Origin of the sequence: Helcobacillus sp. ACRRO (assembly GCF_022347125.1) — a bacterium.
GTDB classification, from domain to species: domain Bacteria; phylum Actinomycetota; class Actinomycetes; order Actinomycetales; family Dermabacteraceae; genus Helcobacillus; species Helcobacillus massiliensis.
Map to the genome: position 1 here is coordinate 19,883 of NZ_JAKRNG010000002.1, position 14,593 is coordinate 34,475.

General features: G+C 69.4%; 14 protein-coding genes and 1 tRNA gene. 13 read left to right on the top strand and 2 right to left on the bottom strand.

Translation table 11 applies throughout. The features are described 5' to 3' along the window. Positions 1–187: 187 nt before the first annotated feature. The 10 genes from MHY20_RS00840 to MHY20_RS00885 all read left to right on the top strand — a co-directional run bounded on the left by MHY20_RS00840 (position 188) and on the right by MHY20_RS00885 (position 9,543). Positions 188–260: transfer RNA gene (locus MHY20_RS00840), tRNA-Trp, on the top strand. 50 nt (positions 261–310) lie between these two features. Further along, a complete protein-coding gene (gene secE, locus MHY20_RS00845) occupies positions 311–565 on the top strand; it encodes a preprotein translocase subunit SecE (protein ID WP_239373903.1) in 255 nt (84 codons plus the stop codon). A 55-nt stretch (positions 566–620) separates the two neighbouring features. Then, positions 621–1,442 carry a transcription termination/antitermination protein NusG gene (gene nusG / locus MHY20_RS00850; protein ID WP_239374070.1) on the top strand — a complete coding sequence of 274 codons (822 nt, stop codon included), beginning with the start codon at positions 621–623 and terminating at the stop codon, positions 1,440–1,442. A 71-nt stretch (positions 1,443–1,513) separates the two neighbouring features. Next, positions 1,514–1,945, top strand: coding sequence for a 50S ribosomal protein L11 (rplK, locus tag MHY20_RS00855; RefSeq protein WP_183375678.1), 432 nt, complete (start codon positions 1,514–1,516; stop codon positions 1,943–1,945). 6 nt (positions 1,946–1,951) lie between these two features. Then, a complete protein-coding gene (gene rplA, locus MHY20_RS00860) occupies positions 1,952–2,671 on the top strand; it encodes a 50S ribosomal protein L1 (protein WP_183375676.1) in 720 nt (239 codons plus the stop codon). Between the two features lie 232 nt (positions 2,672–2,903). After that, positions 2,904–4,544, top strand: coding sequence for an oligopeptide:H+ symporter (locus tag MHY20_RS00865; RefSeq protein ID WP_183375674.1), 1,641 nt, complete (start codon positions 2,904–2,906; stop codon positions 4,542–4,544). Between the two features lie 106 nt (positions 4,545–4,650). After that, complete coding sequence (locus MHY20_RS00870) at positions 4,651–5,409, top strand: 5-oxoprolinase subunit PxpA (protein ID WP_183375673.1); 759 nt, start codon at positions 4,651–4,653, stop codon at positions 5,407–5,409. Continuing rightward, a complete protein-coding gene (locus MHY20_RS00875; RefSeq protein ID WP_239373906.1) occupies positions 5,406–7,109 on the top strand; it encodes an urea amidolyase family protein in 1,704 nt (567 codons plus the stop codon). The genes MHY20_RS00870 and MHY20_RS00875 overlap by 4 nt, the downstream gene beginning before the upstream one ends. Then, positions 7,106–8,869: a biotin carboxylase N-terminal domain-containing protein gene (locus tag MHY20_RS00880; protein ID WP_239373909.1), complete on the top strand. Its 1,764-nt coding sequence runs from the start codon at positions 7,106–7,108 to the stop codon at positions 8,867–8,869. The genes MHY20_RS00875 and MHY20_RS00880 overlap by 4 nt, the downstream gene beginning before the upstream one ends. Continuing rightward, positions 8,866–9,543, top strand: a complete 678-nt coding sequence (locus MHY20_RS00885) for a GntR family transcriptional regulator (RefSeq protein WP_183375667.1) — start codon at positions 8,866–8,868, stop codon at positions 9,541–9,543. Before MHY20_RS00880 ends, MHY20_RS00885 begins: the two co-directional genes overlap by 4 nt. Positions 9,544–9,585: 42 nt before the next feature. On the opposite strand, the gene MHY20_RS00890 is transcribed toward MHY20_RS00885, so the two are convergent. Next, positions 9,586–10,476, bottom strand: a complete 891-nt coding sequence (locus tag MHY20_RS00890) for a putative hydro-lyase (RefSeq protein WP_183375665.1) — start codon at positions 10,474–10,476, stop codon at positions 9,586–9,588. A gap of 14 nt (positions 10,477–10,490) precedes the next feature. Continuing rightward, the gene (locus MHY20_RS00895; RefSeq protein WP_239373913.1) at positions 10,491–11,735 is read right to left on the bottom strand and encodes an NRAMP family divalent metal transporter; all 1,245 of its coding nucleotides are present in this window, start codon (positions 11,733–11,735) and stop codon (positions 10,491–10,493) included. 413 nt (positions 11,736–12,148) lie between these two features. Between MHY20_RS00895 and rplJ the strand changes: the two genes are divergently transcribed. The 3 genes from rplJ (at position 12,149) to MHY20_RS00910 (ending at position 14,301) form a co-directional block, all read left to right on the top strand. Continuing rightward, positions 12,149–12,667 carry a 50S ribosomal protein L10 gene (gene rplJ / locus MHY20_RS00900; RefSeq protein ID WP_183375663.1) on the top strand — a complete coding sequence of 173 codons (519 nt, stop codon included), beginning with the start codon at positions 12,149–12,151 and terminating at the stop codon, positions 12,665–12,667. 56 nt (positions 12,668–12,723) lie between these two features. Next, the gene (rplL, locus tag MHY20_RS00905) at positions 12,724–13,113 is read left to right on the top strand and encodes a 50S ribosomal protein L7/L12 (protein ID WP_183375661.1); all 390 of its coding nucleotides are present in this window, start codon (positions 12,724–12,726) and stop codon (positions 13,111–13,113) included. Between the two features lie 303 nt (positions 13,114–13,416). Next, a complete protein-coding gene (locus MHY20_RS00910; RefSeq protein WP_239373916.1) occupies positions 13,417–14,301 on the top strand; it encodes a hypothetical protein in 885 nt (294 codons plus the stop codon). Positions 14,302–14,593 lie beyond the last annotated feature (292 nt).

The window sequence follows — 14,593 nt, forward strand, 5'->3', positions numbered from 1 at the left end:
GCACCTTTCCGGTGGTCACGGGGCACAGATGAGGGCTCTGTCATTGTTCCAGAGCACCCCGCATGCAGCTGGGGAATCCTGCATGCTTGCTCACACTCGGCCGAAGGATTCGCCCCGGGGCCCCGGATGTGCGTATGATCGATGGCGGTCACTCACGCGGTGGCCGCGTTCGGATACGTCCGGACACAGGGCAGTGGCGCAATTGGTAGCGCAACGGTCTCCAAAACCGTCGGTTGCAGGTTCGAATCCTGTCTGCCCTGCTACTATCCGCCTCACGATGCACACAGACCCACGACGGACCGAGGTTTCTATGTCACAACTGGAGACGGACCGCACGCGGGGCGACTTCGAGAACGAACCCGTTCGCAGCAGGAACCCGATCACGGCGCTGCTGACCTTCATCCGCGAAGTCTTCGCGGAGGTGCGCAAGGTGGTCACCCCCACGGGTCGCGAACTCGCTTCCTACTCAGTGATCGTGGTCCTCTTCGTGGTCGTCATGATCGCGCTGATCTTTGGCCTGGACTTCGCGTTCGCCGCGCTCAGCCGTCTTGTCTTCGTGGGCTGACGCAGCCGCGAACTCACCGATAGCAAAGGAAGTTGGTTCATCCGTGTCCGATGACATGACCACCGACGACGCCCTCACCGGCGCCGACGAGAGCGCTCTGGAGCAGGCCGCCGCTGAGGACACCGCCGCCGAGCAGCCCGCAGCCGACGAGGCTGCTGACGTGCCCGCAGTCGACGAGGCCTCCGTCGACGAGGTCTCCGCAGACGTCGCTGACGGGGTCGCTGCCGACGAGGACGATGCCCCGGCTGTTCTCGATGCCGACTCCGAGTCCACTGTCGAGGACCCCACCGTGGCGCTCAAGCGCCATCTGCGCAGTGCCCCGGGTGAGTGGTACGTCGTGCACTCCTACTCCGGTCACGAGAACCGCGTGAAGACGCAGCTGACCACTCGTATCGAGACCCAGGACATGGAGGAGTTCATCTTCCAGATCGAGGTCCCGATGGAGGACGCCGCGGAGGTCAAGAACGGTCAGAAGAAGATCGTCCGCCGCGTGCGCATGCCCGGATACGTCCTGGTGCGCATGGACTTCACCGAAGCGTCCTGGCGCGTGGTCCGCGACACTCCCGGCGTCACCGGATTCGTGGGAAACGCCACGGATCCTGTTCCGCTGTCGTTCGATGAGATCTACTCGATGCTGGCTCCGTCGGTGAACCTGCCGGAGAAGAAGAAGTCCTCGAGTGCGAAGGCGTCCAAGAGCGCCGCTGTTCCGGCGTTCAGCGTCGGTGAGTCGGTGACCGTCATGGACGGTCCGTTCGAGACGATGCCCGCCACCATCTCGGAGATCGATTCGACCAACCAGAAGCTCCGGGTCCTCGTGGCCATCTTCGGACGCGAAACCCCGGTCGAGCTCGCGTTCGACCAGGTCGCCAAGATCTGATCCACCGCGAGTCGTACGTGGGAGGGGTCCTGCCGGACTCCGCCCGAACCACAACACAGTAAGGAAGAGCAATGGCTCCCAAGAAGAAGGTCTCGAGCGTCATCAAGCTCCAGATCCAGGCCGGCCAGGCCACGCCTGCGCCGCCGATCGGCCCCGCCCTCGGTGCCGCCGGTGTGAACATCGTTGAGTTCACCAAGGCGTACAACGCTGCCACCGAGTCCCAGCGCGGCAACGTCATCCCCGTCGAGATCACCGTGTACGAGGACCGCTCGTTCACGTTCATCACCAAGACCCCGCCGGCAGCGAAGCTGATCCTGAAGGCCGCTGGCCTCGACAAGGGCTCGGCTGTGCCGCACACCGACAAGGTCGGCAAGCTGACCATGGCGCAGGTCAAGGAGATCGCGGAGACGAAGATGCCGGATCTCACCGCAAACGATATCGATGCAGCCGCGAAGATCGTGGCCGGAACCGCGCGTTCCATGGGCATCACGGTGGAGGGCTGATACACGATGGCTAACCGTTCCAAGGCTTACCAGGACGCAGTCGCCAAGATCGACCGCGAGCAGTTCTACGCCCCGCTCGACGCTGTGCGCCTCGCCCAGAAGACCTCCGTCACCAAGTTCGACGCCGCCGTCGAGGTCGCCATGCGCCTCGGCGTCGACCCCCGCAAGGCGGACCAGATGGTGCGCGGCACCGTCAACCTGCCCCACGGCACCGGCAAGACCGCCCGCGTGATCGTGTTCGCCACCGGCCCCCAGGCCGAGGCTGCACGCGCAGCAGGCGCCGATGAGGTCGGCGATGACGAGCTCATCGAGAAGGTCGCCGGCGGCTGGACCGACTTCGACGCCGCTGTGGCCACCCCGAACCTCATGGGCAAGGTCGGCCGACTCGGCCGCGTGCTCGGCCCCCGCGGCCTCATGCCGAACCCGAAGACCGGCACGGTCACGATGGACACCGCCAAGGCTGTGGAGGACATCAAGGGCGGCAAGATCGAGTTCCGCGTGGACCGCGCCTCGAACCTGCACTTCATCATCGGCAAGGCGTCCTTCACCGACACCCAGCTGATCGAGAACTACGTGGCAGCGCTCGAGGAGATCCTGCGACTCAAGCCGGCCAGCGCCAAGGGTCGCTACATCTCGAAGATCACCATGTCCACCACCATGGGCCCGGGCATCGCGATCGACGTCAACCGCACCCGCAACCTCACCGAGGAGACCCCGGAGGCCTGAGCCCCCGTCGTCCCCTCACACGAGCCCCGCTCTGCATCTGCAGAGCGGGGCTCGTCCGTATCGCAGCCGCCCCGCTGTGAGGGCGGGCACAGTCCGCGCCATCGGGACTCCTGACCCCGTCGGCCGGCGGCGGCGCATGATTCACTCGAAGCGCGGCCCACCCGGCCGCGACGACCCTCCACTCAGAACCGACGCACACCCCGCGTCGGTCCGCTCGGAAAGGACACCCTCCATGTCCACTGCCCGCAACGAAGCAGGCACGGCAATCGGCGAGGAGACCATCTCCCGCCGCGCCGCGTACGTCCCCGAGGGACTGCGCACCGGTCCGTCCGTGAACGACCGCTCGTTCATCGGCCACCCCGGCGGCCTGCCGTGGATGCTGCAGGTCGAGATGTGGGAGCGCTTCTCCTGGTTCGGGATGCGCGCCATCCTCCTGTACTTCCTCACCGACACCCTCGCCAACCAGGGCCTGGGACTGTCCACCACCGCCGGCCAGGTGGTCGTCTCCGCCTACGGCGCCGCGGTGCTGCTCATGACGATCCCCGGCGGCATCGTCGCCGACCGTGTCCTCGGCCCCTGGATGTCCACCCTCGTGGGCGGCTCCGTCATCATGGCGGGCCACGTGGTCCTCGCCATCCCCAGCGTCCCCACCTCGTGGGTGGGTCTGATCCTCATCGCCATCGGCACCGGCTTCATCAAGCCGAACCTGTCGACCGTGGTGGGAGGCCTGTATGACAAGAACGACCCGCGCCGCGACCAGGGGTTCCAGTACTTCTACATGTCGATCAACGTGGGCTCCCTCGTAGCGCCGCTGCTGATCTCCTTCCTCCGCGGCATGTTCGGCTACCACATCGCCTTCATGGCCGCCGCGGTCGGAATGGCGTTCGCCCTCATCGCGTTCTTCTACGGCCGCCGCCGCCTCGGCGAATTCGCGTTCACCATCCCGAACCCGCTGCAGCCGGGCGAGGGAAAGAAGATGGCCCTGCTGGGACTCGGAATCGTGGCCCTCGCCGGTGGCCTCGTCGCGTTCTTCTCCCTCGTGGTGTTCGCCGACTCCGAGGACCCGCTGGTCGGTGCGATCTCCTGGTCCCTGTTCATCTTCGCCTTCGTGACCGCGCTCGGCTACTTCCTCACCATGTTCCGCAGCCCCCGCGTCACGGCGCAGGAGCGGTCGCACCTCAGCGCGTTCACGCCCCTGTGGGTGGGCAACGTGCTGTTCGTGGTGATCTTCGAGCAGGCGGCCGGCAAGATGGCCACCTTCGCGCTGGACAACACGGACCGCAGCGTGTTCGGCCTGTTCGAGCTGGCGCCGGCGATGTACCAGTCGTTCAACCCGCTGTTCGTGCTGCTGCTCGCACCGGTCCTCGGCTGGCTGTTCACCCGCCGTGCCGGACGCTTCCCGAACACGGCCGCCAAGTTCGCGATATCCCTGGTCATCATCGGTGTGTCCGCGCTGATGATGGGCTACGGCTTCAGCACCTGGCCGGGAGGCGCCGCGCTCGCGCCGTTCTGGTTCCTCGCCGCCGTGTTCTTCGTGCAGACCGTCGCGGAGCTGTTCATGAACCCGGTGGGTCTGTCCGTCACGACGAAGCTGGCGCCGCGCTACTTCGCGTCGCAGACGATGACGCTGTGGCTGCTGGCCCCGGCGGTGGGCATGGGCCTGACCTCGGTGGTCATCCAGATGGCCAGCGGCGTGGGCGACGGCGTCTTCTACACGATGCTCGGTGTGGTGACGCTCGTGGTGAGCGTCGGCATGTTCGTGATCGCACCGTGGGTGCAGTCGAAGATGGACGACATCGACCAGCGTGAGCGCGAAGGCAAGGCCTCCATGGAGAGGGCTGAGCAGGGCAGCGAGCCCGCCGACGTCGCCTGACCGCCACGTGGTCCGCCTCACGGGGAGGACCGTGATGCCGTAGGATCGTTGAACAATTCGCGGATGCCCCCGCTCTGCGAACGCACGATCCCTCGGAGGTCCCCCCGTGAGCGTCATCGATCTCAACAGTGACGTCGGTGAATCCTTCGGCAGCTGGACAATGGGCGATGACGCCGCCGTGCTCGCCGCCGTCTCCAGCGCCAACATCGCCTGCGGCTTCCACGCCGGCGACCCCAGCGTCATGGCCGCCACCTGCCGCAGCGCGGTCGCAGCCGGTGCGACCATCGGCGCGCATGTCGCCTACCGCGACCTCGTCGGCTTCGGGCGCCGCTTCCTGGACTGCTCACCCACCGAACTGGCCGACGACGTCCTCTACCAGCTCGGCGCCCTCGACGCCGTGGCCCGCCGCGAAGGCGGCGAAGTCCGCTACGTGAAGCCGCACGGCGCCCTCTACAACACGATCGTCCACCATGAGCAGCACGCGCAGGCGGTGGTGGACGCCGTCCGCGCGTTCAGCCCCGATCTCGCTCTGCTGCTCCTGCCGGGCTCGATCGCCCTGCAGAAGGCGGAGGCCGCTGGGCTGCGCGGCGTCGCCGAAGCGTTCGCCGACCGCGCCTACACCCCGGAGGGGACCCTGGTGTCCCGCCGGGAAGCGGGTGCGGTTCTGCATGACGGCGACGCCGTCACCGAGCGCATGGTGCGGCTCGTGCGGACCGGCACCCTCACTGCCATCGACGGCACCGACATCCGCATCGCTGCCGACAGCATCTGCCTGCACGGCGACACCCCCGGCGCCGCCGCCATGGCCGGGCAGGTCCGCGCCGGGCTGGAAGCCGCCGGCATCCGGATCGAGGCGTTCGCATGAGCCGCCCGCTGCGCTGGGCCGGTGCCCGTGCGTTCCTCGTGGAGTGCACGGACCTGCCCGAGGTGATGCGCCTGCACGCCCACCTGTCCCAGCATCCGCTGCCGGGCCAGGTGCAGGTGCTCGCTGCCGCCGAGACCGTGCTGGTGGAGTTCGAGTCCGCGCCCCGCGCCGCAGAGGGGGCCGACGCGCTCCAGCAGCTGCAGCTCGATGAACGGGCGGCCGTCGCGGGCCGGATCATCGACATCGACGTGGTCTACAGCGGGGAGGACCTCCGGGAGGTCGGGGAGCTCACCGGCCTCGGAGCCGACGGGGTCATCGCCGCCCACACGGGTGCCGAGTGGACCGCCGCGTTCGGCGGCTTCGCCCCCGGTTTCGTCTACCTGGCGGCCGACGGTGACCCCCTGCAGGTGCCGCGCCGCACCTCCCCGCGCCCCGCCGTGCCCGCAGGGTCGGTGGCCCTCGCCGGGGCGTTCTCCGCGGTGTACCCACAGAAGTCGCCGGGCGGCTGGCAGCTGATCGGACACACCGACGCGGTCCTGTGGGACCTCGGCCGGGAGGAGCCGTCGCTGATCCGTCCTGGTGACACGGTCCGCTACCGCGCCGTCACCGAACAGATCCGTGTGCAGGACCCGTCGGCAGCCCACCAGGACGAGCCCGCCGCGGACCCCTCGCAGCTCCCGGCGGTCCCGCAGCGCCCCGTCACCGCCAGCCGGCCCGACGCCGACTACGCCCTGGAAGTCACCGACCCGGGGATGCAGGCACTCATGCAGGACATGGGGCGGCCCGGGCACGGCGACCTCGGCGTCGTCGCCTCCGGTGCGGTGGACCGCGCGTCCGCCCGCCAGGCGAACCGCCTCGTCGGGAACGACGCCCGCTGCGCCGTCGTCGAAGCGCTCCTGGACGGCTTCGCGCTGACCGCCCGCGGCCACCACGTCGTCTCCGTCACCGGCGCCGCCGGCCCCCTCCGCATCGACGGGCCGAACGGGACGCGCACCGCAGTGCGCTGGTCCGCGATCCCCCTGTACGACGGGGAGACCCTCCGCATCGACATGCCGACCACGGGACTGCGCACCTACGTCGCGGTCCGCGGCGGCTTCGACGTGCCCGTGGTGCTCGGCTCCGCCTCCCGCGACATCATCTCCGGCATCGGCGCCGAGCCCCTCGCCGCCGGGGACGTCCTCGCCGTGCACCGCCGCGGCGGACACGTCGGCGCCCCCGAAGTCCCCGCCGTCAGCGCCCCCACCACCGGGTCGCTGCCGGTCCTGCCCGACCCGGAGGACCGGGCCGAGCCGGCGGTGTCGCTGCCCCCGCGGGACGACACGGCGGTGCTGCGGATCCTGCCCGGCCCGCGCGACGACTGGTTCACCCCCGAGGCGATGCAGGAGCTGACCTCCCGCACCTGGGTGGTGTCGAACCAGTCGAACCGCGTCGGCGTCCGCTTCGACGAACCCGCCGGCGGCGGCCTCACTCGCGCCCGCGACGGCGAACTCGCCAGCGAAGGCGCTGTCACCGGTTCCCTCCAGGTGCCGCACTCGGGCGTGCCCGTGCTGTTCCTCTCCGACCATCCCGTGACCGGCGGCTACCCCGTGATCGCCGTCGTAGTGCCGGAGGACCTGCCGCTGGCCGGACAGCTCCCGCCCGGAGCGCATGTGCGCTTCGAGCTCGCAGACTCCCCCCGACCCGTAGGAGAGAACGCATGAAGAAGGTCCTGATCGCCAACCGAGGCGAGATCGCGGTCCGCATCATCCGCGCCTGCTCCGACTCAGGCCTCACTTCGATCACCGTGTTCTCGGACCCGGACGCCGACGCGATGCACACGACCCTCGCCGACGAGGCCTACGCGCTGAACGGCTCCGCCCCCGCCGAGACCTACCTCGACCAGGAGAAGATCCTCGAGATCGCCCGCCGCTCCGGCGCCGACGCGGTCCACCCCGGCTACGGGTTCCTGTCGGAGAACGCCGACTTCGCCCGCGCCGTGGTCGACGCCGGCCTCACCTGGATCGGGCCCAGCGCCGACGTCATCGCCACGCTCGGTGACAAGGTCGCCGCCCGCGAGGTCGCCGTGCGCGTCGGTGCGCCCCTCGTGCCCGGCACCGACGGGCCCGCGAAGGACGCCGCTCAGGTGCGCGAGTTCGCCGAGGAGCACGGCCTGCCGATCGCGATCAAGGCGGCGTTCGGCGGCGGCGGCCGCGGCATGCGCATCGCCCGCACCATGGATGAGGTGGAGGATGCTTTCCTCTCCGCGACCCGCGAGGCGACCGCCGCGTTCGGCCGCGGCGAATGCTTCGTGGAGCGGTTCCTCGACCGGCCCCGCCATGTGGAGGCGCAGCTGCTCGCCGACACCCACGGCAGCGTCGCAGTCATCGGCACTCGCGACTGCTCCCTGCAGCGCCGCCACCAGAAGCTCGTGGAGGAGGCCCCGGCGCCGTTCCTCACCGATGAGCAGCGGATGCGCATCCACGATTCGGCCCGCGCGATCGCCCGTGAGGCCGGGTACGTCGGCGCCGGCACGGTGGAGTACCTCGTCTCCGAGGACGGTGTCATCTCCTTCCTCGAAGTGAACACCCGCCTGCAGGTGGAGCATCCCGTCACCGAGGCGACCAGCGGGGTGGACCTGGTGCGCGAGCAGCTGCGCATCGCGGCGGGCGAGCGGCTCAGCGTCAGTGAGGACCCGCAGCCGTCGGGCCACGCGTTCGAGTTCCGGCTGAACGCGGAGGATCCTGCACTCGGCTTCGTGCCCACCCCCGGCCTGGTGGAGGTGTTCGAGGCGCCGACGGGTCTCGGGGTCCGCGTGGACACCGGTGTGCGCAGTGGCTTCACCGTCCCCGCGGAGTACGACTCCCTGCTGGCGAAGCTGATCGTGTGGGGTGAGGACCGGCAGCAGGCGATCCGGCGAGCCCGCACCGCTCTTGCGGAACTGCGGATCGAGGGCCTGCCCACCGTGGTGCCGTTCCACCGCGCGGTCATGGACCACCCCGCCTACACCGCCGCTGATCGCTTCGGCGTGTTCACCACCTGGATCGAGTCGGAGTTCGCGCCGGACTTGGAGACCTCGCCGTACGCGGCCGCGCCGGAGCGCACCCGCACCACCGTGATGATCGACATCGACGGCCGGGCCGTGCAGCTCGGTCTGCCCGCGGATCTGCACCGCGCCCTGCTCAGCGGCGGGGGCGGTCAGGGCGGCGCTGGTGGTGCCGATGGCGGCGCCGCCGGCGGCGAGGGGGCCGACGGGTCCCAGGAGCGCGATGAGTCGCAGCTGACCGCACCGATGTCCGGCACCGTCGTGTCCTGGTCCGTGGAGGACGGCGCCGAGGTCGAGGACGGCGACGCCGTGCTCGTGATGGAGGCGATGAAGATGGAGACGACGGTGCGCGCGCACCGCGCCGGACGCCTCACCCGCGCCGACATCAGCGACGGGGAAGCGCTGACGCGCGGTCAGGAGATCGCGAGGATCGCATGACCGCTCGCCCGCCCCACCGTGACACCCGCTCGGCCTCGAGCCGGGCGGCCGCGTCGCTGCGCGCCCAGATCTCCGCGGGCCGGCTCCTGCCCGGGTCGAAGCTGTCCGAGGTGGCGGTGGCGGCGGAGCTCGGCATCTCCCGCAATACGCTGCGGGAGGCGTTCGCGACTCTCGCGCAGGAGAACCTGATCGATCGGCGGCCGCACCGGGGCGTGTGCGTCGCCCGGCCGGACCAAGCGGACGTGCGGGAGATCTACGAAGCGCGGCTCGCGGTGGAGCCCAGCGCCGTCCTGTGGGGTGAGGTCACGGATCAGCTGGCCGCCCGGCAGGAGAGCGTCCTCGCCGCCGCACAGGAGGCGCTGGGCGAGGGGCGCATGCACGATGTGGGCGACCAGAACCAGCTGTTCCACGACGGTCTGGTGCAGATGACCGGGTCCACCATCGTGATGGGGGCGATGGATCAGCTGCTGGCGCGGATGCGGCTGATGTTCCTGTGCAAGGATTACAGCCCCACGTTCCACGCGAACTATGTGCACCGCAACGCCGAGCTGTGGGCGATGGTGATGCAGGGACGCCGCCGAGACGCCGCGGAGGAGCTGCGCCGCTACCTCGTGGATGCGCGCACCGAGGTCCTCGACTTCCTCGGCTACGGCGCTCAGGCACCCCGCCGCTAGGGCGCGCGGGCCACGCGCCCGTGCGGCGCCCAGCAGCCGCGGTCAGGGCACGAGGTAGTCGCTGTCGCGGGCGTCCGTGATCAGCATGTGCCCCGGGTCGTGCGCGATCGCGAACGACGGCCGCGATTCCATCACCGCTGCCTGCGGCGTGACCCCGCAGGCCCAGAACACGGGGATGTGCCCGGCGGGGATGTCCACCGGGTCACCGAAATCGGGTCGGGACAGGTCGGCGATCCCCAGCTCCGACGGGGAGCCCACATGCACCGGGGCGCCGTGCACGGCGGGGTAGCGGGAGGTGATGCGGACCGCGTCGGCCACCTGGGAGGCGGGGATGGGCCGCATGGACACCACCAGCGGCCCGCCGATCCGGCCCCCTGATGCGCAGCGGCGCGTGGTGCGGAACATCGGCACGTTTACGCCCTGGTCCTGGTGCGCGAGCGCGATCCCGCCCTCCAGCAGGGCCCGTTCGAACGTGAACGAGCAGCCCACGAGGAACGCCACCAGGTCCTCGCGCCAATAGTCGGTGGCATCCGTCGGCCGCGCGACCTCCACCCCGTTCTCGAAGACGCGGTAGCGCGGGATGTCGGTGCGGATGTCCCCGCCGGCGAGCAGATCGCTGGTGACCTGCCCGGGCTCCAGCACGCCGAGAACGGGGCAGGGCTTGGGGTTGCGCTGCGCGAACAAAAGGACGTCGAAGGCGAGCTCCTGTGGGACCGCGATCAGGTTGGCCTGCGCGAAGGCGTCGGCGATCCCGGAGGTGGGGCGCACCTCGCCGGCGCGGAAGCGCGAACGCGCATCGGCCGGTGACAGGTCCGCCCAGTCGCCGCCGGGGGAGTCGGAAGCAGGTCCGGCCGCTTGCGCGGGGGCCGACGCATCCGGCGCGGCGGCGGGCTGCGCGTCGCGGTCCGCGGGGCCGACGGATTCTGCGCGCATGGCTGGTCTCCTTCTCAGGCGAAGATGCCGGGGATCTTCGCGAGCGAGGTCCAGGCGAGGCCGAGGGACACCAGCCAGGCGAGGACACCGAGCAGCAGCAGCCAGGCGGGGTAGCGGTAGCCGTGCAGCAGGTCGCGGCGGCGCCACCCGGCGTACAGCAGGATCGCGAGGCCGAACGGCAGGATCAGGGCGTTGAACGCACCCGCGAAGATCAGCAGTGCCTGCGGGGCCTGGCCGAGCACCACGAACAGGATGCCGCACACCGCGATGAACGCGACCGTCATCAGGTTGCGGGTGCGCGCCGCGGTGGCCTGGGCGGTGATGAAGGAGATGGAGGTGAAGGACGCGCCGATCACGGACGTGAGGGCGGCGCTCCACAGCACCACGCCGAACAGGCGCAGGCCGATCTGCCCGGCCGCGGCCTGGAACGCGTCGGCGGCCATGTTGTCACCGGCGAGCGCGACACCACCGGCGACCACGCCGAAGATCGCAAGGAACAGCAGCACGCGCATCACGCAGGTGACGAGGATGCCGACCACCGAGCTGCGGGTGATCTCCCGATCCGATTCGGGGCCGGTGACGCCGGAGTCGATCATGCGGTGGGCACCGGAGTAGGTGATGTAGCCGCCGACGGTGCCGCCGATGAGAGTGGAGATGATGAGGAAGTCGACCTGCTCCGGCAGTACGGTGTTCTTCAGCGCCTCACCGACCGGGGGAGCGGACACGACTGCCACGTAGATCATCAGCAGGATCATCACGGCGCCGAGGATGACCACGATGCGGTCCAGGGCGAGCCCGGCCCGCTTGGACAGGAAGATGAGGATGGCGAGGACGGCGGAGACGCCGCCGCCGATGGTCGGGTCGAGGCCCAGCATGGCGTTGAGGCCGAGGCCGGTGCCGGCGATGTTGCCGATGTTGAACACCGCGCCGCCGATGAAGACGAGGGCGGCGAGCACCCAGCCGGCGCCGGGCAGGACCCGGTTGCAGAGCTCCTGGGCGCGCAGGCCGGAGATGCCGAGGATCTTCCACACGTTCAGCTGGACGGCGATGTCGATCAGGATCGAGACGAGGATCGCGAAGGCGAACGCGGCGCCGAGCTGCGCCGTGAACACGGTGGTCTGGGTGATGAAGCCGGGACCGATGGCGCTGGTGGCCATGAGGAACATGGCGCCGAGGAGCGCTGTCCGGCGGCCGCGGCGGGCTGTGCGGTCGTCGCTGCTGTGGGCGGCTGCGTCGGTCTGGGAGGGAGTGCTGGACATTGACCGTCCGTTCCATTGGAGGGGTGAGAGGGGTCACACTGGGTCGCGTAGTCGCACGACACTAGCAGTTGTTGAACAATCCGCTCAAGCGGTGCCCACGGGCCGTCGCCTCCCCGGGTCGTCCCCGCGGGCTGCCGGGTCGCATTTGATCCGCGCCACATCGGGGTGGGAGAAGGCGACGGGATCGGGTAGTGTGACAGCTACCGAAGACCGCCGGTCGTCGCTCCTGCCATCAGGATCGACCGAAGGTTTCCCAGTCGCACTGAGGAACGGCCTGCGCAGGTGACGATTCTTCCGCACACCGGGGCTGGACTCCAGTGGGCGATGAGCCTCGACGCCTGCGTCGGGGCTTTTCTTATGCTGCGGGACACGAATCCTTCAAGGCCGGCAGCACAACCTCTGGAAGGAGGGCCATGGCGAGGCCTGACAAGGCAGCAGCTGTTGCTGAGGTCGCGGATCTGTTCCGCGAGTCCAGCGCAGCGATCCTGACCGAGTACCGCGGCCTGAGCGTGGGGCAGCTGCAGACGCTGCGCCGTTCGCTCGGTGCTGATACCACCTACGCCGTGGTGAAGAACACGCTGGCTGAGATCGCCGCCAAGGAAGCAGGAGTCGATGCTTTCCACGGCGAGCTCAATGGCCCGACCGCTATCGCCTTCATCAAGGGCGAGCCGGTCGAACCGGCAAAGGCCATGCGTGACTTTGCCAAGGAAAACCCACAGCTGATCGTCAAGTCCGGCTACTTCGAGGGCTCCGCTCTCACGGCTGACGATGTCAAGAAGCTCGCAGACCTGGAGTCCCGCGAGGTTCTTCTGGCCAAGGCGGCCGGTGCCCTCAAGGCATCCATGTCCAAGGCCGCGGCAGTCTTCAACGCACCGCTCACGAAGACCGCCCGCACCGTCGACGCTCTGCGTGCCAAGAACGAAGACGCCTGACACTCTGACGAAACGGTGCTGCGTGCACCACCCCAACTTAGGAAGGACTAAGCCCCATGGCTAAGCTCACCAAGGACGAGCTCATCGAAGCTTTCAAGGAAATGACCCTCATCGAGCTCTCCGAGTTCGTCAAGGAGTTCGAGGAGGTCTTCGACGTTGAGGCCGCCGCTCCCGTGGCCGTCGCTGCAGCCGGTGGCGCTGCAGGCGGCGACGCCGGTGGCGCCGCTGAGGAGAAGACCGAGTTCGACGTCATCCTCAGCTCCGCCGGCTCCGCCAAGATCGCCGTGATCAAGGAAGTCCGTGCCCTCACCGGCCTCGGCCTCAAGGAGGCCAAGGAGCTCGTCGACGGCGCACCGAAGCCGGTCCTCGAGGGTGTCGACCAGGACGCCGCCGACAAGGCCAAGGAGCAGCTCGAGGGCGCAGGCGCCGCTGTCGAGGTCAAGTGACCTCCGCGCTGAGAAGCGCAGCCTGACCCCGAGCCGACCGGGCACGAACAGCGCCCGATGCTCGTGACGGAACCGCCCGCCTCCCATGAGGAGGCGGGCGGTTCCTGTATGGGCGGCATCGGAGCGCGCAGGCATCCGTCGGGCCGCAGCGTGTGCGGCCGGCGGGGGAGAGGTCTCCAGGGGCACGGGTACCCGCTCGTTCCGGTGGCGGCGAGGGATGCGCTGGGAGATGATGGGCTCAATCGCTCAGCCCCGGGCCGCTGTCTGCAGCGGCGCCGACGGGCCCGACCACCAGGAGATCCCATGACCCGCTCAGTCCTCACCCGTCCCGGACGCACCCGCGCTGGCCGCACCCGTACGGTGCGCCGCAGCGTCACCGCCGCCACCGCGCTCGCCGCCTCCGCGCTGCTGTTCACCGGCTGCGGTGCGATCAGCGGCTTCGGCAGCGAGGCGGACCCCACCGAGAAGCCCAGTGAGACAGCGAGCGACGAGGTTGACGGATCCACCCCCGCGGGCGACCAGAGCCCGTCGGATGACGCCGCCCCGAGCGACGACGCGACACCGTCCGATGATGCGAGCCCGTCCGATGATGCGAGCCCGTCCGACGACTCCTCCGGCGGCCCCGACGGCGCGATGATGGCCGAGGACATCGGCATCGGCACGAACGTGAAGGCCTCAGTCCAGGAGCAGAGCTCCCCCAGCCCAGACCAGCCTCTCGACTTCACCATGACCTACACCCTCGACGGCGTCGACATCCCGCCCGCATGCCAGGCGGCGATCGACGGAGTCAACAACTCCAAGCAGGACGCCACGGGCCTCGTCGTCGTCAACTACGACGGTGACTTCAGTGCTGAGGCCGTCGACGGCGCAACCGATGAGCCGACCGTGGTCTCCGCACTCGCCACCACCAACGAGGACACCACACTGTTCGACCCCCTGAAGGAAGTCGCCGCCGCATGCACGGAGGAGATGTCCGGCCAGGGCGGCGCGGCGAAGGCCACCGTCAAACAGCTCGGGAACAACCCCAACACGTCCTTCACCACCATGACCCTCGGCGAGCAGAAGCTCACCATGCTCATGTCCGGCGTGGACAAGGGCACCGAACACGGCTACATCCTCGCCATCAACCTCGATGAGGCCTCTGCGCTGAAGTACGCGAGTGCGCTCGAGGAGCATATGAACGGCTGACCTCCCGTTCCGGAAGCGGCGGCGCCCACGGGGCCCGCCGCTTCGCTCTGCCGAGCCGCGGAAGCCGTCGGCCTCCCAGCGGCGCCCCGGGCGCCAGCCGCACCGGCTGCGGGGCGCGCAGGAGCGAGTGTGTCAGGGATAACGGCCGTCACATTTTCCGCGGGGCCCCTTTACGGGGTATCGGGCGCGGCTTATGCTGGTTCTTTGCGCCCAGTGATCAGCGCGCCCATTTTCAGAATTCGACTCATATAGCGGGGTTGGTCGAGAAGGTGGGTGCGGTCACAGCAGCGGC